The organism is uncultured Ramlibacter sp. (assembly GCF_936925435.1).
In the GTDB taxonomy this organism is placed as follows: Bacteria; Pseudomonadota; Gammaproteobacteria; order Burkholderiales; family Burkholderiaceae_C; genus Ramlibacter.
The window spans coordinates 150,931-170,465 of record NZ_CAKZHQ010000047.1 but is presented as its reverse complement, the minus strand read 5'-3'; the positions used below and the strand labels follow the sequence as shown (position 1 = coordinate 170,465).

Annotated in this window: 20 protein-coding genes and 2 pseudogenes; 15 read left to right on the top strand and 7 right to left on the bottom strand. The window is 67.9% G+C overall.

All coding sequences use genetic code 11. From position 1 onward, the window contains the following. Together Q0632_RS18645 and Q0632_RS18640 are read left to right on the top strand one after the other, a co-directional pair. Positions 1-581: pseudogene (locus tag Q0632_RS18645) on the top strand (FAD-binding oxidoreductase); the annotation flags it as partial. A gap of 329 nt (positions 582-910) precedes the next feature. Then, positions 911-1,342, top strand: a pseudogene (locus Q0632_RS18640) (AMP nucleosidase); the annotation flags it as partial. A gap of 3 nt (positions 1,343-1,345) precedes the next feature. Here the strand turns inward: Q0632_RS18640 and asd are convergent. Continuing rightward, on the bottom strand, positions 1,346-2,203 hold the full coding sequence (gene asd, locus Q0632_RS18635; protein ID WP_298933004.1) for an archaetidylserine decarboxylase: 858 nt from the start codon (positions 2,201-2,203) through the stop codon (positions 1,346-1,348). A 239-nt stretch (positions 2,204-2,442) separates the two neighbouring features. Between asd and Q0632_RS18630 the strand changes: the two genes are divergently transcribed. The 7 genes from Q0632_RS18630 (at position 2,443) to Q0632_RS18600 (ending at position 9,244) form a co-directional block, all read left to right on the top strand. Continuing rightward, a complete protein-coding gene (locus Q0632_RS18630) occupies positions 2,443-3,477 on the top strand; it encodes a hypothetical protein (RefSeq protein WP_298933003.1) in 1,035 nt (344 codons plus the stop codon). A 7-nt stretch (positions 3,478-3,484) separates the two neighbouring features. Beyond that, positions 3,485-4,291, top strand: a complete 807-nt coding sequence (locus Q0632_RS18625) for a crotonase/enoyl-CoA hydratase family protein (RefSeq protein ID WP_298933002.1) — start codon at positions 3,485-3,487, stop codon at positions 4,289-4,291. Positions 4,292-4,416: 125 nt separating this feature from the next. Further along, entirely contained in the window at positions 4,417-6,006 is a 1,590-nt protein-coding gene (locus tag Q0632_RS18620; RefSeq protein WP_298933001.1) for a DUF4214 domain-containing protein, read from the top strand. Between the two features lie 118 nt (positions 6,007-6,124). Beyond that, positions 6,125-6,583: a MarR family winged helix-turn-helix transcriptional regulator gene (locus tag Q0632_RS18615; protein ID WP_298933000.1), complete on the top strand. Its 459-nt coding sequence runs from the start codon at positions 6,125-6,127 to the stop codon at positions 6,581-6,583. Between the two features lie 35 nt (positions 6,584-6,618). Then, complete coding sequence (locus Q0632_RS18610; protein ID WP_298932999.1) at positions 6,619-7,035, top strand: organic hydroperoxide resistance protein; 417 nt, start codon at positions 6,619-6,621, stop codon at positions 7,033-7,035. A 69-nt stretch (positions 7,036-7,104) separates the two neighbouring features. Beyond that, on the top strand, positions 7,105-8,202 hold the full coding sequence (locus Q0632_RS18605; protein WP_298932998.1) for a DUF2855 family protein: 1,098 nt from the start codon (positions 7,105-7,107) through the stop codon (positions 8,200-8,202). Between the two features lie 31 nt (positions 8,203-8,233). After that, positions 8,234-9,244, top strand: a complete 1,011-nt coding sequence (locus tag Q0632_RS18600) for a serine/threonine protein kinase (RefSeq protein ID WP_298932997.1) — start codon at positions 8,234-8,236, stop codon at positions 9,242-9,244. Positions 9,245-9,260: 16 nt separating this feature from the next. Here Q0632_RS18600 and Q0632_RS18595 read toward each other — a convergent pair whose 3' ends face one another. Beyond that, a complete protein-coding gene (locus tag Q0632_RS18595; protein ID WP_298932996.1) occupies positions 9,261-10,136 on the bottom strand; it encodes a fumarylacetoacetate hydrolase family protein in 876 nt (291 codons plus the stop codon). Positions 10,137-10,211: 75 nt separating this feature from the next. Here Q0632_RS18595 and Q0632_RS18590 point away from each other — a divergent pair, with 75 nt between their 5' ends. The 4 genes from Q0632_RS18590 to Q0632_RS18575 all read left to right on the top strand — a co-directional run bounded on the left by Q0632_RS18590 (position 10,212) and on the right by Q0632_RS18575 (position 13,620). Continuing rightward, the gene (locus Q0632_RS18590; protein WP_298932995.1) at positions 10,212-11,180 is read left to right on the top strand and encodes a tripartite tricarboxylate transporter substrate binding protein; all 969 of its coding nucleotides are present in this window, start codon (positions 10,212-10,214) and stop codon (positions 11,178-11,180) included. 20 nt (positions 11,181-11,200) lie between these two features. Further along, on the top strand, positions 11,201-12,160 hold the full coding sequence (locus tag Q0632_RS18585) for a tripartite tricarboxylate transporter substrate binding protein (RefSeq protein ID WP_298932994.1): 960 nt from the start codon (positions 11,201-11,203) through the stop codon (positions 12,158-12,160). Next, a complete protein-coding gene (locus Q0632_RS18580) occupies positions 12,157-12,864 on the top strand; it encodes a molybdate ABC transporter substrate-binding protein (protein ID WP_367181221.1) in 708 nt (235 codons plus the stop codon). Before Q0632_RS18585 ends, Q0632_RS18580 begins: the two co-directional genes overlap by 4 nt. A gap of 153 nt (positions 12,865-13,017) precedes the next feature. Continuing rightward, on the top strand, positions 13,018-13,620 hold the full coding sequence (locus Q0632_RS18575) for a hypothetical protein (protein WP_298933010.1): 603 nt from the start codon (positions 13,018-13,020) through the stop codon (positions 13,618-13,620). 13 nt (positions 13,621-13,633) lie between these two features. Here the strand turns inward: Q0632_RS18575 and htpG are convergent, their stop codons facing one another. Further along, positions 13,634-15,544, bottom strand: a complete 1,911-nt coding sequence (gene htpG / locus Q0632_RS18570; protein ID WP_298932993.1) for a molecular chaperone HtpG — start codon at positions 15,542-15,544, stop codon at positions 13,634-13,636. Between the two features lie 118 nt (positions 15,545-15,662). On the opposite strand from htpG, the gene Q0632_RS18565 reads away from it, so the two are divergent. Further along, positions 15,663-15,899 carry a hypothetical protein gene (locus Q0632_RS18565; RefSeq protein WP_298932992.1) on the top strand — a complete coding sequence of 79 codons (237 nt, stop codon included), beginning with the start codon at positions 15,663-15,665 and terminating at the stop codon, positions 15,897-15,899. 61 nt (positions 15,900-15,960) lie between these two features. Here the strand turns inward: Q0632_RS18565 and Q0632_RS18560 are convergent, their stop codons facing one another. From Q0632_RS18560 to Q0632_RS18545, 4 genes are all read right to left on the bottom strand, one after another. After that, positions 15,961-16,251 carry a DUF4148 domain-containing protein gene (locus tag Q0632_RS18560; protein ID WP_298932991.1) on the bottom strand — a complete coding sequence of 97 codons (291 nt, stop codon included), beginning with the start codon at positions 16,249-16,251 and terminating at the stop codon, positions 15,961-15,963. A 139-nt stretch (positions 16,252-16,390) separates the two neighbouring features. Continuing rightward, entirely contained in the window at positions 16,391-17,743 is a 1,353-nt protein-coding gene (locus Q0632_RS18555; protein ID WP_298932990.1) for an ATP-binding protein, read from the bottom strand. Beyond that, entirely contained in the window at positions 17,743-18,414 is a 672-nt protein-coding gene (locus Q0632_RS18550) for a response regulator (RefSeq protein ID WP_298932989.1), read from the bottom strand. Before Q0632_RS18550 ends, Q0632_RS18555 begins: the two co-directional genes overlap by 1 nt. After that, entirely contained in the window at positions 18,414-18,803 is a 390-nt protein-coding gene (locus Q0632_RS18545; protein WP_298932988.1) for a hypothetical protein, read from the bottom strand. Before Q0632_RS18545 ends, Q0632_RS18550 begins: the two co-directional genes overlap by 1 nt. A 278-nt stretch (positions 18,804-19,081) precedes the next feature. Here Q0632_RS18545 and Q0632_RS18540 point away from each other — a divergent pair, with 278 nt between their 5' ends. Further along, the gene (locus Q0632_RS18540; RefSeq protein ID WP_298932987.1) at positions 19,082-19,519 is read left to right on the top strand and encodes a hypothetical protein; all 438 of its coding nucleotides are present in this window, start codon (positions 19,082-19,084) and stop codon (positions 19,517-19,519) included. Positions 19,520-19,535: the final 16 nt, after the last annotated feature.

Below are 19,535 nucleotides of genomic sequence, written 5' to 3'. Positions count from 1 at the left end.
GGCAGCCTTTTGTGACCGACTACCGAGGCCTGTACGTGGGCCAGGCCGCGGCGGTGGTGCTGCCCACCAGCACCGAGCAGGTCAGCCAGGTGATGGCCTGGTGCCACGCCCACGGCGTGGTGGTGGTGCCGCAAGGGGGCAACACCGGCTTGTCCGGCGGCGCCACCCCTGCGGTCGAAGGCCGCAGCCTGGTGCTGTCCACGGCCCGCCTGCAGCGCATCCGCGCACTCGACCCGGTCGGACAGACCATCACGGTCGAAGCGGGTGTCACGCTGCAGCAGGTGCAGGACGCGGCGCGCGACGCCGGCCGGCTCTTCCCTTTGAGCCTGGCGGCACAAGGCACCTGCACGATCGGCGGCAACCTCGCCACCAATGCCGGCGGGGTACAGGTGCTGCGCTACGGCACGGCGCGCGAACTCTGCCTGGGCCTGGAAGTGGTCACCGCCGAGGGCGAACTGTGGAACGGCCTGCGCACACTCCGCAAGGACAACACCGGCTACGACCTGCGCGACCTGTTCATCGGCAGCGAAGGCACGCTGGGCGTGATCACGGCGGCGGTGCTGAAGCTGTTTCCGCTGCCGGCGGCGCAGGCGGTGGCCTTCGTGGCGGTGGCGGCCTTGCTGCGGCAGCGCCAGCAGGTGAGGGTTCGGCACGCCGCGCAGCGCCTGGCCGCGGGCCAGGTGGTGATGGCCCGACCGCAGCCCTACGGCACCGCGTTCACCCACGGCGCAGCCGCCGACGCCTTCCACCTGGTGCTGGACGACGGCTGGCAGCGTGAGCTGGATGCCCGGCCGCTGCAGGCGGCACGGTCCTGAGGCGGATTCGCCAGGCCATCGTCGCGTCGGCGCTGTGCTGCGCTGGCGCGGCGCATGCCGACCTGCTGCGCCGCCCCGGCATCACCTTCGACACGCTGGCCGAGGTGCAGCGCGCGCTGGAGCAGGCGGTGGCCGACGTCACCCAGCTCAAGGGCTTCGAGCTGAAGAAGATCCTGCGCACCGGCACGGTGGCGTCCACCGACAACCGCAACTGGGAACTGCTGCCGGGCAACCAGCCGCAGCGCCGCTTCAGCCAGAGCCGCGCCGTCGCGCTGGACATGGAGAGCGCCACCATTGCGGCCAACGGCTTTCGCTTCCGCGTGCCCTATGGCACCTTGCTGTGCGTCAGCGACAAGCCCCTGCATGGCGAGATCAAGCTGCCAGGCATGGCCAACCACTTCTACCGCGAGCGCGTCGACCAGCACCTGCGCATCGGCATGCGCGCCATCGAGATCCTGCGCGCCGAAGGTAGCGGCCGCCTGCACAGCCGCAAGCTGCGCAGCTTCAACGAGGTGGCCTTCCAGTAGGCCTCAGGCCGGCCGCGCCAGCGCCTGGCCCATGGCCTCGCCCAGGCGCACCGGCCGGGATGGCGCCCAGTCGGCGTTGAAGCTCACGACGTTGGAGGGGAAGAGCATGACCACGGTGGAGCCCAGCAGGAAACGGCCCATCTCGGCACCTTTGGCCAGCACGATGCTCTCGCTGTCGTAACGCCACTCGCGGATCTCGCGGGTGCGCGGCGGGTTCACCACGCCGTGCCAGACAGTGGCAATGCTGCCGACGATGGTGGCGCCCACCAGCACGTTGACAAACGGCCCGTGGGCGGTCTCGAAGACGCAGACCACCCGCTCGTTGCGCGCGAACAGCCCGGGCACGCCGCGCGCCGTCGTCGGGTTCACCGAGAACAGCTCGCCCGGCACGTAGACCATGCGCAGCAGCCGGCCTTCGCAGGGCATGTGGATGCGGTGGTAGTCCTTGGGCGCCAGGTAGAGCGTGGCGAAGTGGCCGTGGTCGAATTGCGCCGCGAGTTGCGCATCGCCGCCGACCAGGGCGGTGCTCGAGTAGCTGTGGCCCTTGGCCTGGAAGATCTGGTCGTGCTCGATCGGCCCGAACTGGCTGATGGCCGCGTCGACCGGGCAGATGAAGTCGGCTTGGGCCAGCGGGCGCGCGCCGTCCCTGAGCGGCCGGGTGAAGAACTCGTTGAAGCTAGCGTAGCTCTCGATGCGCGGGTCAGCCGCCTCGGCCATGTCGACGCCGTAGCGCGCCACGAAATCGCGGATGATGGCGTGGCTCAGCGCGCCACCGCGCATGTTGGCCACCTTGCCTGCGAACACGGTCATCGCCCGTTTGGGCATCAGGTATTGCGGCAGTACTGCGAGACGGTCGGACACTTTATGCAGGCACACGGATGGTCAGGGGAAGGCCATTCTATGCACTGCGCCGTGCAGCCAGGGCGCAACGCCACCGCCACAAAATACGCCGCAAGGGCCGGCTTGCCGCTACCATTGCCGCCAGCTCCCTGGATGAGCCACCACAGCGAGGCCTACAGGCCGTTGCCCTCGCGAACCGGGAAACATGTTTGACCACTGAGCGTCCTGACCCACCAGCGCCCGGACCCGACTGGGCGCCCTTGAACCTGCGGGCCAGCAGCTCGCTGGCCCAGGTCCCGCCGCCACTGCCCGACGCTCCTGGCGGGCCCGCAGTCCCTCCTGCCTCCGCACCCGAGGCCACGCCGGCCGCTCAGAGCGATTCCGCGGCAGCGCCGGCGGCATCCGCCACCCAGCCTGCAGAGGCGGTCCCGACCCCCACGCCGCCTGCTGCGCCCGCCACGCCTGCGGCCAGCGCCGCCACGGACATGCTGGCCGCGCAGGCGGAGGCGCTCAAGGAGCGGCTGCGCGACGAGGTGGCCATGGTGCGGGACATCGTCGAACCCGATGCCGACCGCTGGGCGGCCGGCGCCACCGGCGTGCTGCTGCTGGCCGCCGCGGGCCACTGGCTGTGGCGGCGGCGCCGCCGCCTCGCGCAGCAAGCCGGTGCCGAGTCCGCCCAATGGGCACAGGCGGTCGCCCAGGCCCAGCCGGCCCAAGCCCCCGCCGCCGGTCTGGAGGATGCCCTGTACGACGGGCTCGCGCTGGACGAAGCGCAGCCGGCGGCCGGGGATGCCGGCGCGGCCGAAGAACCGTGGCGCGAAGCCAGCCTGAGCGACCTGCACCACCTGCGCGGCCAGCTGCAACAGCGCAGCGACAAGGGCGACACCCTCGCTGCCATGCTGGTGCTGCAGCAGCACGTGGTGGAGTTCCGCTACACCAGCCCCTGGGTCTTCCTGGAGCTGCGCGAGCTGTACCGCTTGCTGGACAGGCCGCAGGACTGGGACCTGGCGCGCGAGGCCTTCAGCGAGCGCTTCGGTCAGAACGCGCCGGCCTGGTCCGCGCCTTCGCAGAGCGATGCCGAACTTGCGCAGGACAAGCAGCTGGCGCCCGAACTGGCACGGCACTGGCCCTCGCCCGAAGCCCGCGCCTTCATCCAGCGCTGGATGCTGGGCGAGCCCGCGGTGCAGCGCCAGGCCAGCGGGCCGCCGCAATTGCCGCTGGGCATCTACCGCGACCTGATGGAGCTGGACAGCCTGCTGGACGAGTTGCTGGCGGCGCAGTCCGCCGCGACGTGATGGCGGCATGACGCAGGCAGCCCCGCCGGAAGGCACGGTCACCACCGAGCGGCGCGGCGCGCTGCTGCTGGTGGGCATCAACCGCCCGGCCAAGTACAACGGCTTCACGCCGCGCATGATGCGCGAGCTGGGCCAGGCCTACAGCCTGCTGGACGACGACGACAGCCTGCGCGTGGGCGTGCTCCATGCGTTCGGCAAGCACTTCACCGCCGGCCTGGACCTACCGTCCATCGCGCCGCTGATGCAGCGCGGCGAAAAGGCCATCCCCCTGGGCTGCGTCGAGCCCACCGATCTGGGCACGCCGGGCTACCGGCGCCGCACCAAGCCCATCGTGGCGGCCGTCAAGGGCATCACCTACACCCTGGGCATCGAGCTGATGCTGGCGGCCGACATCGTGGTGGCGGCCGACGACTGCCGCTTCTCCCAGCTGGAAGTGGGCCGCGGCATCATGGCCACCGGCGGCGCCACGCTGCGCATGGCAGAGCGCGCCGGCCTGGGCAACGCCATGCTGCACCTGCTGACCGGCGATGAGTTCGGCGCAGCCGAGGCGCTGCGGCTGAACTTCGTGCAGAAGGTGGTGCAGGCCGGCCAGGAGCTGGACGAGGCCATTCGCATCGCCGAAGCGATCGCCGCGCAGGCGCCGCAGGCCGTGGTCGCCACCCGGCTGAACGCGCGCAAGGCGGTGGAAGAAGGCCCGCTGGCCGCCATGGAGGAGTTCATCGCCGTCCAGCGGCGCCTGGCCAACAGCGAAGACGCTGCCGAGGGCGTGCGCTCCTTCGTCGAGAAGCGGCCGCCGAGGTTCAGCGGGCGCTGAAGCCAAAGCCTGCCCGTCCTGCTGGCCGTGGTTGATTCAGTGCAAGCCCAAATGATCCAGACCGCCTCGATGGGCAAGAATCCCGGCAAACCAGGACATGCAGAACAATGATGCGCAATTGGACGATGGCGGCCGGTGCCGCGGTGTTGGTCGCTGCCTGCGGCGGTGGCGCGCCGACCGGGCACGATCCGATGGCTGGCGATGCCGCCGGGCTGGCGAGCTTCGCGCCCAACGCTGCTTCGATCAGCAGCTTGCAGGTGGTGAGCTACCCTGGCAAGAGAAGCGACTACCTCGTGAGCGTGGCCATGAATGGCGAAGTCAACGTCCGGGCCAGCGCCAACGGCCCGACCAGCAGCTACAAGGGGCTTGCCAGGATTTACTTCTCGGATTTCGCACTGGCCTTCGATGTCCAGTCGGTGGCCGGCCAGGCTTACCGCCTGTACAAGGCGACTTTCGACCGGCAGCCCGATACAGCTGGTCTGGGCTACCAGATCGCCGCGCTCGAAGCCTCGGGGATGTCGCTGCAGCAAGTGGCGCAGAACTTCGCCGGCAGTCCGGAGTACCTGCAGCGTTATGGCAACACGGACAACAATGAGTTCGTCAGTCAGCTGTACCTCAATGCCCTGCACCGCCCTTCTGACGCCGCCGGGCTGGCATTCCATGTGGACCACCTGAATGCGGGAACCAAGTCGCGGGCCGAGGTGCTGGTGAACTTCTCCGAGTCACCCGAAAATCAGGCACAGGTCCTGCCTGCCATCCAGGAGGGCATCGCGTACACGCCTGCCCAGGCTGCGCCAGCCGACGCACGCAATGGCAGCTACCTGCTGTACGCCGCAGACGCCCGGCAGTACACGCTGGACGTCAATTTCGACGCGCGCACTTACCGCATCACCGGACCGGGCCTGGACACCGGAGGAACAATCGCCAGCGAAGGCAGCGAATTCGTATTCCAGTCGGCCGAGGCGATCGCCGGCGTCAACAACGCGCGCTTCACTTACAGCAACGACACCCTGGTAGGCGGCTTCCGCTTTGCATCCGGAGTACTGCCATTCGTTGCCGCCCGGTCTTTCGTCGACACAGTCGCCGAAGCGGTTGGCACCTACAACTTCCTGAGCACGGTGATTGACACGGCGGCGGCCCCCAACAGCGCGATCTTCACCGGCGAGATCACTGCGGCCGGACAGACGCGGACCTGCGACGACAACACCATCTACAAGATCTCCCTTTGTCCCGCCGCATCGGTGGCCAGTGGCACTTTGTCCATCTCCGGCACCGAGTTCAGATCCTCCACCTCCCAGGGCGCATTCACTTTCCGGGTGGCGCGCATGGGCAACGACCGCCTCTTCTTGCGCGGCAGCCCTTCCTCGACGACGGCGAGACGGATGGTGGTGGGAACCCTTGAGTCCGCGTCGTTCGCCGCTGGCACCTTCACCGGGGTCACCAACAGGGGGGAGCGCGTTTCCACCACCATCAATGGACCCAGCTACGCGTCGGCGGCACTGTCGCAAGCAGGAGGAGCCTCGAGCAGCCGCAGCGGCACAGCTTCAGCGACAGGCACAACCGCGCCCTCCTCGATCTCACCGGCAGGCATGGTGGCGATCCGGACCAGCGCGGGGGACAACATGTTCGCCATCCGCGGCAGCGGCATCGCTGTGGTCGTCTCTTCGCGTGGCAGCAGCACCTTGCCCGGATACATGGAGTTCGGCAGGCCCTGAGGGCATTGCAATGGCCCCGCAGCACGCATGCCTTCTGGCAAACAGGCTGCCGGGTCATTTTTGTCGCGTGCGATTTATTAAATTGCACGCAATTGAATTTCGAACTACAATTCAGTCCATGGCCACGACCAAGCTTCCCAAGACCGATTCCGATGCCGCCCTGCTGCTGGACAACCAGCTGTGCTTCGCGCTGTATTCGGCCTCGCTGGCCATGACCAAGCTCTACAAGCCGCTGCTCGAGGAACTGGGCCTGACCTACCCGCAGTACCTGGCCATGCTGGTGCTGTGGGAGCGCGACGGCCTGATGGTCTCCGAACTGGGCGAGCGCCTGTCGCTGGACTCGGGCACGCTCACGCCGCTGCTCAAGCGGATGGAAGCCGCCGGCCTGATCGCCCGCATCCGCGCCGTCGAAGACGAGCGGCGCGTGCACATCAGCCTCACAGCCACCGGCCGCAAACTCAAGCTGCGCGCCCGCGCCATCCCCGGCTGCATCGTGGACGCCGCCCAGTGCCCGGTGCCCGAACTGATCACCCTGACCCGCCAGGTGCAGGCCCTGCGCCAGCGCCTGACCGCCTGATTTTTTCACCCTGCTTTTCAACCCAAGGAACGACCATGACCAAGCTCGACAAAGTGCTCTACACCGCCAAGGCCCACACCACCGGCGGCCGCGACGGCGCCGCCAAATCCGATGACGGCCGCCTGGACGTCACCCTGTCCTCGCCCGGCACCGCCGGCACCGGCACCAACCCGGAACAGCTGTTTGCCGCCGGTTACTCGGCCTGCTTCATCGGCGCGATGAAGGCCGTGGCAGGCAAGATGAAGATCACGCTGCCGGCCGACCTGTCCATCGACGCCGAAGTCGATCTGGGCCCCATCCCCAACGCCTACGGCATCGCCGCCCGCCTGAACATCAGCCTGCCCGGCATGGACCGCGCCGCCGCCCAGGGCCTGGTCGACGCAGCCCACCAGGTCTGCCCCTACTCCAACGCCACCCGCGGCAACATCGACGTGACCATCACCCTGGTCTGATCGCGTCTGCTGTCGCGCAAGCGGCCCGCCCGTGTTGAACGGGCGGGCCGTTTCGTTTAGGGTGCTCGCATGACCACCACCCTCCAAGTGCGCAAGGACAGCCTGGGCCAGACCCGCCTGCAGGACGCCGCCGACCCGCCGCTGGCCGCCGGCCAGGTGCGCGCCGCCATCGACGCCTTCGCTCTGACCTCCAACAACATCACCTACGCCGCCTTCGGCGACGCCATGAACTACTGGCAGTTCTTTCCTACGGAGGAGGACGGCTGGGGCACGGTGCCGGTCTGGGGTTTTGCCAGCATCGTGCAGTCGCTGCATCCCGGCGTGGCCGTGGGCGAGCGCCTGTATGGCTACTGGCCGATGGCCGACAGCGCCGTGCTGCAGCCCGACCGCTTGTCCGTCGGCGGCTTCATGGACACGGCGGCGCACCGCGCCGGCCTACCGGCCGTCTACAACCACTACACACGCTGCGCCGCCGACCCGTTCTACACGCCCGGCGACGAAGCCCAGCAGGCCTTGCTGCGGCCGCTGTTCACCACCTCCTGGCTGATCGACGACTTCCTGGCCGACAACGCCTTCTTCGGCGCCCAGACCCTGCTGCTGTCCAGCGCCTCGAGCAAGACGGCCTACGGCACGGCCTTCGTGCTGGCCCAGCGGCCCGGCCTGCAGGTGATCGCCCTGACCTCGGCCGCCAACAAGGCCTTCTGCGACAGCCTGGGCTGCTACAGCAAGGTGCTGACGTACGAAGAGCTGGCGCAGCTGGCGGCCGACACACCCTGCGTCTACATCGACTTCGCCGGCAATGCTGCCTTGCGCAAGGACATCCACACCCGCTTTACGCAGCTCAAATACGACTGCTCCATCGGCGGCACCCATGTGCAGCAGCTGGGCGGCGGCAAGGACCTGCCGGGTCCGCGGCCTGTGCTGTTCTTCGCGCCGGCCCAGGTGAAAAAGCGCAGCGCCGAATGGGGCGGTGCGGTCCTGAACGCCAAGCTGTTGCAGGCCTGGCAGGCCTTCCTGGCGCGCGTCAACGGCGCATCGCCGCCCTGGCTGGCCGCGCAATGGCACCGGGGCGCGCAGGCCGTGCAGCAGGCCTACGCCCTGGTGCTGGCCGGCAAGGGCGACGCCCGCGCCGGCCACATGCTGGACCTGCGCGAGCGCAGGGGCTGAGCCTGCGGCGCGTGGCGGTGACAATCGCCGCATGTCCCATCCCTACGAAACGCTGACGCCCGACGCCGTCATGGACGCCCTGGCCGGCGTTGGCCTGCACGGCGACGGCCGCCTGATGGCGCTGAGCTCCTACGAGAACCGCGTCTACCTGGCCCAGCTGGAGGACCCTTTCGAAGGCCACGGCGCTGTGGTCGCCAAGTTCTACCGGCCGGGCCGCTGGAGCGAGGCGCAGATCCTGGAGGAGCACGCCTTCGCGCAGGAATTGATGGAGGCCGAAATCCCTGCCGTGGGTCCGCTCCTGCTGGGCGGCAGCACGCTGCACCGCTTCGGCGACTTCCTGTTCAGCGTCAGTCCGCGCCGCGGCGGCCGCGCGCCCGAACTGGACGACGGCGAGGTGCTGGAGTGGATAGGCCGCTTCCTGGCACGCATCCACACCGTGGGCGCCGCGCGGCCCTTTGCCACGCGGCCGCTGCTGGACGTGCAGGGCTTTGCCATCGAGCCGCGCGACTGGCTGCTGGAACACAACGCAATCCCGCTGGATGTCCAGGCCCAGTGGCTCAAGGCTTGCAACACCGCTATTGAATTGATAGCTGATCAGGTGCGGTGGCCGGGGGCCAGAGGCCAATCTTCCTCAGAATTCCGGCTGCTGCGGCTGCATGGCGACTGCCATCCCGGCAACATCCTGTGGACGCCGGACAGCGGTCCGCACTTCGTCGACCTGGACGATGCGCGCACCGGCCCGGCGGTGCAGGACCTGTGGATGCTGTTGTCGGGCGACCGCATGCAACGCCAGAAGCAATTGGGCGCGCTGGTCGACGGCTATGAGCAGTTCCGCGAGTTCGACCGTGCCGAGCTGGCCCTGATCGAGCCGCTGCGCACGCTACGCCTGATCCACTACAGCGCCTGGCTGGCGCGGCGCTGGGACGACCCGGCCTTTCCCGCCACCTTCCCCTGGTTCGGCAGCAGCGACTACTGGCAGGGCCAGGTGCAGATGCTGGAAGAGCAGATCGAGCAGATGGCCGAGCCGCCACTCGTCGCCTGAAACCTTGGCTGCGCTTTCAGCGCAGCGTGTTTTCCAGCGTGCCGATACCGTCGATCTCCAGGCGCACCACGTCGCCGGCCTTGAGGTACTTGGGCGGCTTGAAGCCGATGCCCACGCCCACCGGCGTGCCGGTGGCGATGATGTCACCGGGATAGAGGGTGATGCCGGCCGACAGCGTCTCGATCATCGTGGGGATGTCGAAGATCAGGTCGCGCGTGTTGGCGTCCTGGCGCTTCTCGCCGTTGACGAAGCAGCGCACATTGGTGTTGGCGCCATCGAGCTCGTCGGCGCTGACCAGCCAGGGGCCCATGGGGCAGAAGGTGTCGAAGGACTTGCCCAGCAGCCACTGCAGGTGGCGCTGCTGCCAGTCGCGCGCCGTCACGTCGTTGATGATGGTGTAGCCCCAGACGTGCCCCATCGCATCAGCCTTGCGAATGCCCTTGCCGCCCTTGCCGATCACCACCGCCAACTCCACCTCGTAGTCGATCGCTTCAGACACGCCAACGGGAACCAAGATGTCTTGGTCCGGACCGATCACCGACTCGGGCACCTTGCTGAAATAGATCGGCACGCTGGGGATGTCGCCGCCCGCCTGGGCGCTGCTGTCGAAGCCGCTGCCGGCGAATTCCTTGGCATGCGCGTGGTAGTTCTTTCCCACGCAAAAGATGTTGCGGCGCGGCACAGGGATGGGCGCAATGAGTTTGACCGCAGCCAGCGCCACCGGCGCGCCGGTGGCCGCCATGGCGCGGCCCGCAGCCAGGGCCTCCACCACCGGCAGCGCGCCGCGCGCGCGTTGCTCGGCCGGCAGGTCGAAGGGAACAATGCTCAGCAGGTCCGAGGACACGATGCCGACCTGGGCCTGGCCCTGGTCGATGTAGGCAGCAATCTTCATGGGGAAAACTCTCTGTCGATACGGCGGCGCGAATGTAGCATGCTAACGAGAAGTCAAAAAGACAAAGGAGACCTGATGCAACGTCGTTCCGTCCTCGCCGCCACCGCGCTGCTGGCCCTCAGCGGTCTGGCCTGCGCCCAGGGCGCCTGGCCCGCCAAGCCCATCACCATGGTCGTGCCCTTCCCGCCGGGCGGCCTGGCCGACATCGTTGGCCGGCCGGTGGCCGAAGCCATGGCGCGCGAGCTGGGCCAGCCGGTGCTGGTGGAGAACAAGGGCGGCGCTGGCGGCGGCATCGGCATGGCACAAGCCTCCAAGGCCGCGCCCGATGGCTACACCGTGCTGCTCTCGCTGTCGTCCTTCACCGTGCTGCCCGAAGCCGATGTGCTGCTGGGCCGCGCACCCATGTACACGCTGGCCTCGCTGCGGCCCATCGCCCGCTTCACCGCCGACCCGACGGTGCTGGCGGTGCGCGCCGACGCGCCCTGGAAGACGGTCAAGGATTTCGTCGAGGACGCGAAGAAGCGGCCCGGCGCCATCAACTACGGCTCCTCGGGCAACTACGGCACCATGCATGTGCCCATGGAGATCCTGGCGCAGACGGCCGGCATCAAGATGACGCACATCCCCTTCACCGGCGCCGCGCCCGCGGTGGTGGCGCTGCTGGGCGGCCAGATCGACGCCGTCTCGTCGGGGCCAGCCACGGTGCTGCAGCATGTCAAGGCTGGCAAGCTGCGCGTGCTGGGCCATTGGGGCAACGGCAAGCTCGATACCTTGCCCGAAGTGCCCTCGCTCAAGGACAGCGGCTACAACGCCGAGTACGCGCAATGGTCGGGCCTGTTCGTGCCGGCCGCCACGCCCGACGCCGTGGTCCAGCGCGTGCGCGCCGCCGCCCGTGTGGCGGCCAACGACGCCAAGGTGCGCGAGGTGATCCACAACGCGGGCAGCCCCATCCTCTACCAGGACACGCCCGACTTCGAGAAGTACGTGCAGGCCGATGCCCAGCGCATGGCCGAAGTGGTCAAGAAGATCGGCAAGGTCGAATAGCTTTCCTCAAGGAGGCCGCCATGGCAATGCGCAACTGGTTCATCGCCCTGGGCCTGGGGGCGCTGCTGGCAGGCGGCGCCCAGGCCTATCCGAACCGGCCGGTCAAGATCATCGTGCCCTTCGCCACCGGCGGGCCGGCCGACAACTACGCGCGCTTCATCGCCCAGCGCCTGGGCGAGAGCCTGGGCCAGTCGTTCGTGGTCGACAACAAGCCCGGCGCCGGCTCGGTGATCGGCACCGACGTGGCGGCCAAGTCGGCCGCCGACGGCTACACCCTGCTGCTGATGTCGAACGCGCACACGGTCAACGAGACCCTGATCACGGGCAAGGCCTTCCAGCTGGCGCGCGACTTCGCCGGCATCGCGCCCATCAACTACTCCGACCTGGTGCTGGTGGCCCATCCCTCGCTGCAGGCCAACAACATCGGCGAGCTGCTGGCGCTGGCCAAGGCCAGACCCGGCAAGCTCAACTACGCATCGTCTGGGCCGGGCACGCCTTATCACATGGCCGGCGAGCTGTTCAAGAGCATGGGCGGGGTCTACCTGGTCCACATCCCCTACCGCGGCAGCTCGGGCGCGCGCACCGACGTGCTGGGCGGCCAGGTCGACCTGATGTTCGACGCCGTCACCACCATGGTCGAACAGGTCAAGGCTGGCAAGGTCAAGGCCCTGGCCACCACCGGCCGCCAGCGCTCGAGCGTGCTGCCCGATGTGCCCACGGTGCACGAGGCCGGCGTGCCCAACTACGAGGCCACCATCTGGCTGGGCCTGATGGCGCCCAAGGCCACACCGCGCGCCGTGGTCGACAAGCTCAACGAGGCGGTCAGCAAGATTGCGAACCAGCCCGAGGTGCGGCAACAATGGGGCCGGCAGGGCGCGACACCCATGGTGATGGCGCCGGCAGCGTTCGACAAGTACATCCAGGACGACATCGCCAAGTGGGCCAAGGTGATCCAGTCCGCCAACATCAAGGCCGAATGAGCATGAAGAAAATCCACGTCATCAGCGGCGGCGCCGCGCAAGGCCTGGTGGGCCAGCTGCAGGAGCGTTTCGCCAAGGAACATGGCCTGGCCATCGAGGGCACCTTCGGCGCCGTCGGCGCGATGCGCGACCGGCTGCTGGCTGGCGAACCCTGCGATGTGCTGATCCTGACCGGCGAGCTGGTCTCCAACCTGGCCAGCCAGGGCCAGATGGTCTCGGGCAGCGCCCGCGCCCTGGGCACGGTCAAGACCGGCGTGGCCGTCAAGAAGGGAGCGCCCATGCCCGACGTCAGCACCGCCAAGGCGCTGGAAGCCGCGCTGCGCGCCGCCAAGGGCATCTACTTTCCCGATCCGCAAAAAGCCACGGCCGGCATCCACTTCATGAAGGTGCTGTCCATGCTGGGCCTGCGCGACGAACTGGCCCCCGCGCTGCGGCCCTTCCCCAACGGTGCCACTGCCATGCGTGAGCTGGCAGCGGCCGAGGGCGAGCATTTGCTGGGCTGCACCCAGGTCACGGAAATCCTTTACACGCCCGGCGTGCAGATGGTCGGGCAGCTGCCCAAGAAGTTCGAGCTGGCCACCATGTACACCGCAGCGGTGTGCACGCGCGCGGCCGATCCGGCCGCGGCCCAGGCCCTGGTGGCCATGCTGGCGGGCGACGACACGCGCGCACTGCGCCAGGCCGGCGGCTTCGAAGCCGCCTGAGTTGTACCCGCCTTCTGTGCACCCCTCTGTGGACAAGCACGGGGACAACTGCGCCAGGCCGCGCCAGTGCTCGGCCTGCGGGCGCTGCTCAAATCAGAGGCAGAGGCGTCGCTACACTTGACAGCTTTCGCCCGCCATGGGCGCGAGGCTGCAATGGAGATTTTGGGACTGACGGTGCTGCTGCTGGCGTACTGGGCGCTGCGCAGGCAGGACCAGGGGCGGCGCATCGCGCTGCTGGGGCGGCATCTGGGCCGCTACCAGATCGAGAAACACATGGAGACGCTGACCCAGGGCTATCTGCGCGCCCTGGGCGAGAGCGATCCCCAGCGCCGTGAGCAGGTCTTGCAGCTGCTGCAGGCGACCGAGCAGACCCTGACCAGCCAGTTCAGCCGCTTTGCGCAGGAGTTTGCGCGCGCCGATGCGGCCCAGACGCGCACCAGCAAGCTGGCCTTCTCCATCCCGTTTGCCGACCGCTTGTTTGCCGCCGCCACCTTCGATGCGCGCGAGGCGCTGGTCATCCATGCGCGCGGCATCGAAGCTGCGGCACGCAACAGCGCGCAGGCGCCCTCGCGCGACACGGCCTTCACCATGTCGGCCGAGCTGTTCCTGATGCAGCACACCTGCCACTGGTTCTGCAAGTCGCGCTCCGTGGCGTCGGCACGCATGCTGGCGCGCCACAAGACCTCGCACACCCAGCTGGTCGCGGCCGTGGCGCCCGAGACCCGCGCCGCCTACAGCGCACTGGTCGGCCGCTGAGGCGTCACGCGCCCTAGATCAGCAAGGCGTTGACGCGCTTGACGTAGGCCGCCGGGTCCTCGGGCAGGCCGCCCTCGGCCAGCAGGGCCTGGTCGAACAGGATCTGCGCCAGGTCGTGGAAGTGCACCGAGCCCTCGAGTTTTTTCACCAGCGGGTGCTCGGGGTTGACCTCGAGCACCGGCTTGACCTCGGGCGCCTTCTGGCCGGCCTGCTTGAGCATGCGCGCCAGCTGCATGCTCATGCCGCTGTCGGTCACCACCAGGCAGGCCGGTGAGTCGACCAGACGGGTGGTGACGCGCACATCCTCGGCCTTGTCCTTGAGCGCCTCCTTCAGGCGGGCCAGCACCGGCTTGAAGGCCTCGGCCGCTTCCTCGGCGGCCTTCTTCTCGCCCTCGTCCAGCAGCGTGTCCAGCTGGACCGCGCCCTTGGCCACCGACTGCATGGGCGTGCCGTCGAACTCGCTCAGGTGATTGAGCGCCCACTCGTCGACGCGGTCGGTCATCAGCAGCACCTCGATGCCCTTCTTGCGGAAGACCTCGAGCTGCGGGCTGTTGCGGGCCGCGGCCAGGGTATCGGCCGTGATGAAGTAGATGGCCTCCTGGCCTTCCTTCATGCGCGCCTTGTAGTCGGCCAGAGCAACGCTGGCGGTGTCCGAGGTGGTGGAGGCGAAGCGCAGCAACTTGGCGATGCGCTCGCTGTTGGCAAAGTCCTCGCCCAGGCCTTCCTTGAGCACGGCGCCGAACTCGGCGTAGAACTTGCCGTACTTGGCCTTGTCCTCGTCGCTCGCGGCCTCGTCCTTCTCGGCCTTGGCCAGGTCTTCAAGCATGGACAGCACGCGCTTGGTGCTGCCGTCGCGGATGGCCTTGACGTCGCGGCTTTCCTGCAGCAGTTCGCGGCTGACGTTGAGCGGCAGGTCGGCCGAGTCGATCACACCCTTGACGAAGCGCAGGTAGACCGGCAGCAGGGCCTCGGCCTCGTCCATGATGAAGACGCGCTTGACGTAGAGCTTGACGCCGGCGGCCTTGTCGCGGTTCCACATGTCCATGGGCGCATGGGCCGGGATGTAGAGCAGCTGGATGTACTCGGTCGAGCCTTCGACGCGGTTGTGGGCCCAGGCCAGCGGCGCCTCATGGTCGTGGCTGATCTGCTTGTAGAACTCCTGGTACTGCTCGGGCGTCACGTCCTTCTTGGGCCGCGTCCACAAGGCGCTGGCCTGGTTGACGGTCTCCCACTCGTCGGCGAGCACCATCTCGCCGCCCTTGTCATCTTCTCCCTCTTTCCACTCTTCCTTGCGCATCAGGATGGGCAGGGAGATATGGTCCGAGTATTTGTTGATGATGGACTTGAGCTTCCAGGTGCTCAGGTAGTCGGATGCGTCTTCGCGCAGGTGCAGGGTGACGCTGGTGCCGCGCTGCGCGCGCTCGATGGCTTCCACCTCGAAGTCGCCGGCGCCGCCGCTGGTCCATTGCACGCCTTCGCTGGCCGGTGCGCCGGCACGGCGCGACTCCACCGTGATCTTGTCGGCGACGATGAAGCCGGAGTAAAAACCCACGCCGAACTGCCCGATCAACTGGGCGTCCTGCTTCTGGTCGCCCGAGAGCTTGCCCATGAACTCGCGTGTGCCGCTCTTGGCGATGGTGCCCAGGTTGTCGATGGCCTCCTGCTGCGACAGGCCGATGCCGCTGTCGGCGATGGTCAGGGTGCGGGAGTCCTTGTCGAAGCTCACGCGCACCTCGAGGTTGGGCGCATCCTCGTACAGCGCGTTGTTGTCCAGCGCTTCGAAACGCAGCTTGTCGCAGGCGTCCGATGCGTTGGAGATCAGCTCGCGCAGGAAGATCTCCTTGTTGGAATACAGGGAATGCGTGACCAGGTGCAGCAGTTGCGCGACCTCGGCCTGGAAGGAAAGTGTCTGTTTCTGGCTCATAGGAAGCGCACTATAACGGTCCTGCACGTGACAAATTCAACGTCCCGTGCACCTTTGGCGCGTCGGGAAATCGCAAACCGCGCGCAGCCGCACCACAAGTTGTTACAGTACGCCCCTCATGGAGATCGATCTCAAATCCCTCAGGGCGTTCGCGCTGGAATCCTCGGGCGCCGCTGCGCTGGCGACCACCGCGGCCCACACCCTGACCGTGCGCCAGGGCGGCTCCGCCCTGCTATCGGCGGAGCCGCTGTGGCTGGGCCATGCCCGCCTGGGCGCCAGCCTGCTGGCGCTGGACGACGGCGCGCGGGTGAGCGTGCGCGGCGGCGCGCCCTGCGCCACGACCATCACCTTCTGAGTCCACCCCGGACGCAAAAAAGCCCCTCGCGAGGGGCTTTTTGCTTGCCGGAAGGCAGGAATTACATCGTGCCGACTTCACCGGCCGAGATCTTGCCCAGGCGCACGGCTTCAGCGGCCTGGGCGCGCACCAGCTTCGTATCGACCGTCGACTGCAGCGGGGCGGCGACGCGCGAGCCGGCCGGCTCGGTGCTGCGGTTCTTGGCGACGGTGGCGGCTTCGGCCTGGACTTCGGCGCGCAGGCGGTTGCCTTCGAACTGGACGACGTACTGCGAGGCGTCGGCTTCGGCGCGCGCACCGGTGGAAGCGATGGCGGCGAAAGCGGCGAGGGCGATGATGGCTTTGGTGTTCATGGTGAGGAACCTTTCAAGTTTGGATGCGTTGACTGTGGTTGTTCGCGGTTTCCGCGGTCCTTTCGAACCCCTGCGTCAACCGTGTCCTCACTGTAGGCAGCGCCAGTTAGGCGATGCTTAGCGCTTCCTTAGTTGAAAATTAGCCCGCCATCTCGATGCGCGCGACCAGGCCGCTGCGGTCCTCGCGGTTGCGCAAGGAGACACGCAGACCGCAGCGTTGCGCAGCGCTGCGTGCGATGGCCAGGCCCAGCCCGCTGCCGCGCACGCCATTGCCGGGCACGCGGAAAAAGCGGTCAAACACCCGCTCGAGCTCCTCGGCCGGGATGCCAGGGCCTGTGTCCACCACCTCCACCACCGGCCGACCGCCGGTGCTGGACAGGCGCACATCCACCACCCCGCCTTCGGGCGTGTAGCGCAGCGCGTTCTCGATCAGGTTGTCGAGCACGCTGCGCAGGTCACTGGCCGGGCAGCGCAGCATCTGCGCGCCGGCGGCCGTCGCGTCGGCCACCAGGCCCAGGTCGATGTTGCGCTGGTCGGCCTGGGCGATCAGCGCGCTGATGCTCTCGTGCAGCTGGGTGTGCAGATCCAGGGCGGCTGGCGCTTCCTGCGCGGAGGACTCCTGGCGCGACAGCTTGAGCAGCTGGTCGACCAGACGCTGGGCGCGGCTGACGCCGGCCTCCAGCTGCGCAAAGCTCTGGGCGCAGGCGCCGGGGGGCAGGTCGCCGCGCACGTTTTCCAGTTGCAGGGCCACGGCCGTGATGGGGGTGCGCAACTCGTGCGCAGCGTCCTGCACGAAGCGGCGCTGCGTGGCAAAGGCGTCGCGCAGGCGCGTGAGCAGGCTGTTGAAGGACAGCACCAGCGGCGCGATCTCGCGCGGCACACGGGTCAGCGGCAGCTCGGTGATGGAGTTCTCGTCCTGCAGCGCGGCACGGCGCGCGATGTCCTGGATCTCGCGCGAGACGCCGTTGGCAAAACCCCAGAGGATGAGGATGGCCAGTGGCAGCAGGATCAGCACCGGGGCCAGCGCGGCGCCAGCGCGCTCTACCGCCAGGTGCGTGCGAAACATGCCGCTTTGCAGCACCTGGGCCTGCTGGCCGGATGTCGAAGCCGCCGAAGTGTAGACACGCCATGACTGGCCCTCGATGCGCACGTCATGAAAGCCCGCGGACTGCGCCAGCGCGCTGCCGGGCAGCGAGAAGGAGCTGGCCTGCAGGCGGCCCTGCGTGTCGTAGACCTGGGTGACATAGCTGCCCCATTCATGGACACGCGTGCGCGTCATGGTCGGCAGCGCCACGCGCTCGTCCTGGGCGGCGACCGAGTCGCCAAGCTGTTGCATCTGCTCGTCCATGAAGGCGTTGACCATGGTGCTGTAGCTCCAGTAGGAGAACACCGCTGAGGCGCCGCCCACCAGCAGAAACAGCGGCACCAGCCAGCACAGCAGAGTGCGCCGCAGCGAGCACATCGGACTGGAGGAAAAGATGTGCATGTGCATCAGACCCCCACGCTCGCAGCGGCAATGCGCCAGCCCAGCCCGCGCACGTTGCGGATGGCCTCGGCGCCCAGCTTGCGCCGCATGCCGTGGATCAGGACATCGACCGCGTTGCTGCTGACCTCTTCGCCCCAGCCGTAGATGCGGCTTTCCAGCTGGTCGCGCGACAGGATGGCGCCGGGCCGCTCCAGCAGGGCATGCAGCAACGCGAATTCGCGCGCCGACAGCTGGGAGCGCTCGCCCTGCACCAGCACCTCGCGGGTGGTCAGGTCCAGCCCCAGGGCGTCGCTGCCGATGATGGAATGGGCGGCACCGTCGCGTCGGCGGATCACGGCACGCATGCGCGCCAGCAGTTCGCGAAACTCATAGGGCTTGATCAGATAGTCGTCGGCGCCGATGTCCAGGCCCAGGATGCGGTCGTCGACACCGTCGCGCGCGGTGAGCACCAGCACCGGGGTGCGGTCGCCCTGGGCCCGGGCCTTGCGCAGCACCTCGGTGCCATCGAGCTTGGGCAGGCCCAGGTCCAGCAGCACGCAGGCATACCCGCCGTCGGCCAGGGCGCTTTGCGCCAGCAGGCCTTCCTTGACCCAGTCGACCGACCAGCCGTTGGCCTCCAGGGCCCGCTGCAGGCTCTGGCCGATCATCTCGTCGTCTTCCACCAGCAGAACGCGCATCAGGCCTCCGTGCGAAGGGGGAGCATGCCATCCCAGCGGGCCTGCTGCCAGGCCTCGCGCGCAAAGACCGCGCCTGCAAACACCAGCAGCAGCACGCTGCTGGTGTCGGCGGCCAGCGCCAGCGGATCGACCGCCGCGGCCAGCCGCCAGGAAATCGCCAGGAAGGCCAGCTTGCTCACCAGCGCCGCCGCGATGGCAGCCGCCCGCAGCCGCGGCAGGAACAGGGCCAGGACCAGCCCCGCTCCCAGCAGCCCCAGCATGAATTGCCACTGCGCCAACAGCGTGGTTGGCGCGCCCCAAGCCGGTCCCGCCAGCCAGGGCGAGACCCAGATCAGACCGCCGGCGGCAGCCAGCGCGGCCAGGGCGGTGCGGTGAAACAACTCATGCATGGCGATGCTCCAGGAACAAGAGGATGAGCTTAAACAGGCTGTCTTATGCCTGGATTAGCGCAGCGCCTGCCCGAGTCGCCGCCCCGGCCAAAGCCGGCAGAACTTGAGGGCACTTCATGTAGCATTGAGTGACAAATCACACGCTTTTATCGATTTCGAGAATAGATCGTTGATTTATCTGTGTTTTTTCTATTGCAAATAGTTACACATGTCTCTAAAGTCCGATCACGTTAAGAAATTCTCTTGCCGTCCCTAAGCAAATTTTTGAAGGAGCTCTCATGAAAAAGCTTATTCTGGTTTCCGCCCTCGCCATGGCTGCTGTTGGTGCCCACGCTGCTGGCACCGTTGGCCAGGCCTTCAATGTCACGGCCTCGCTGACCTCCGTGTGCCAGACCGACAACGCCACTCCGGCCGCTGTGGCCTTCGGCGCCTACACGGCTTTTGGCTCCGCTGCAACGCCCGCCCCGACCAGCACCATTTCTTTCAAGTGCACGCGTGGCTTGACCACGCCCACCGCCACGTTGAGCTCGGGCTCAGGCACGATTGGCGGCCTGGCCTACACCCTGGCGGTCGCCGCGGGCACGAAGGTCGCCGCCACCGGTAACAACCCGGACGTCTACAGCTACGTGGTGACCGGTACGATGGCGTCGGGCCAGGCCGGCGACGCGGCGGCCTCTACCGCCGCGGTCTCCCACACCCTGACCATCGCCTACTGAAACCCGGCCTGTCGGC

Coding starts and splice junctions, on each gene's coding strand:
- Q0632_RS18605 (WP_298932998.1), top strand. CDS start 7,105: ATGACCACCACCCTCCAAGTGCGCAAGGACAGCCTGGGCCAGACCCGC.
- Q0632_RS18555 (WP_298932990.1), bottom strand. CDS start 17,743: ATGCACATGCACATCTTTTCCTCCAGTCCGATGTGCTCGCTGCGGCGC.
- Q0632_RS18540 (WP_298932987.1), top strand. CDS start 19,082: ATGAAAAAGCTTATTCTGGTTTCCGCCCTCGCCATGGCTGCTGTTGGT.
- Q0632_RS18560 (WP_298932991.1), bottom strand. CDS start 16,251: ATGAACACCAAAGCCATCATCGCCCTCGCCGCTTTCGCCGCCATCGCT.
- Q0632_RS18610 (WP_298932999.1), top strand. CDS start 6,619: ATGACCAAGCTCGACAAAGTGCTCTACACCGCCAAGGCCCACACCACC.
- htpG (WP_298932993.1), bottom strand. CDS start 15,544: ATGAGCCAGAAACAGACACTTTCCTTCCAGGCCGAGGTCGCGCAACTG.
- Q0632_RS18600 (WP_298932997.1), top strand. CDS start 8,234: ATGTCCCATCCCTACGAAACGCTGACGCCCGACGCCGTCATGGACGCC.
- Q0632_RS18595 (WP_298932996.1), bottom strand. CDS start 10,136: ATGAAGATTGCTGCCTACATCGACCAGGGCCAGGCCCAGGTCGGCATC.
- Q0632_RS18620 (WP_298933001.1), top strand. CDS start 4,417: ATGGCGGCCGGTGCCGCGGTGTTGGTCGCTGCCTGCGGCGGTGGCGCG.
- Q0632_RS18545 (WP_298932988.1), bottom strand. CDS start 18,803: ATGCATGAGTTGTTTCACCGCACCGCCCTGGCCGCGCTGGCTGCCGCC.
- Q0632_RS18575 (WP_298933010.1), top strand. CDS start 13,018: ATGGAGATTTTGGGACTGACGGTGCTGCTGCTGGCGTACTGGGCGCTG.
- Q0632_RS18550 (WP_298932989.1), bottom strand. CDS start 18,414: ATGCGCGTTCTGCTGGTGGAAGACGACGAGATGATCGGCCAGAGCCTG.
- Q0632_RS18580 (WP_367181221.1), top strand. CDS start 12,157: ATGAGCATGAAGAAAATCCACGTCATCAGCGGCGGCGCCGCGCAAGGC.
- Q0632_RS18585 (WP_298932994.1), top strand. CDS start 11,201: ATGGCAATGCGCAACTGGTTCATCGCCCTGGGCCTGGGGGCGCTGCTG.
- Q0632_RS18615 (WP_298933000.1), top strand. CDS start 6,125: ATGGCCACGACCAAGCTTCCCAAGACCGATTCCGATGCCGCCCTGCTG.
- Q0632_RS18625 (WP_298933002.1), top strand. CDS start 3,485: ATGACGCAGGCAGCCCCGCCGGAAGGCACGGTCACCACCGAGCGGCGC.
- Q0632_RS18590 (WP_298932995.1), top strand. CDS start 10,212: ATGCAACGTCGTTCCGTCCTCGCCGCCACCGCGCTGCTGGCCCTCAGC.
- Q0632_RS18565 (WP_298932992.1), top strand. CDS start 15,663: ATGGAGATCGATCTCAAATCCCTCAGGGCGTTCGCGCTGGAATCCTCG.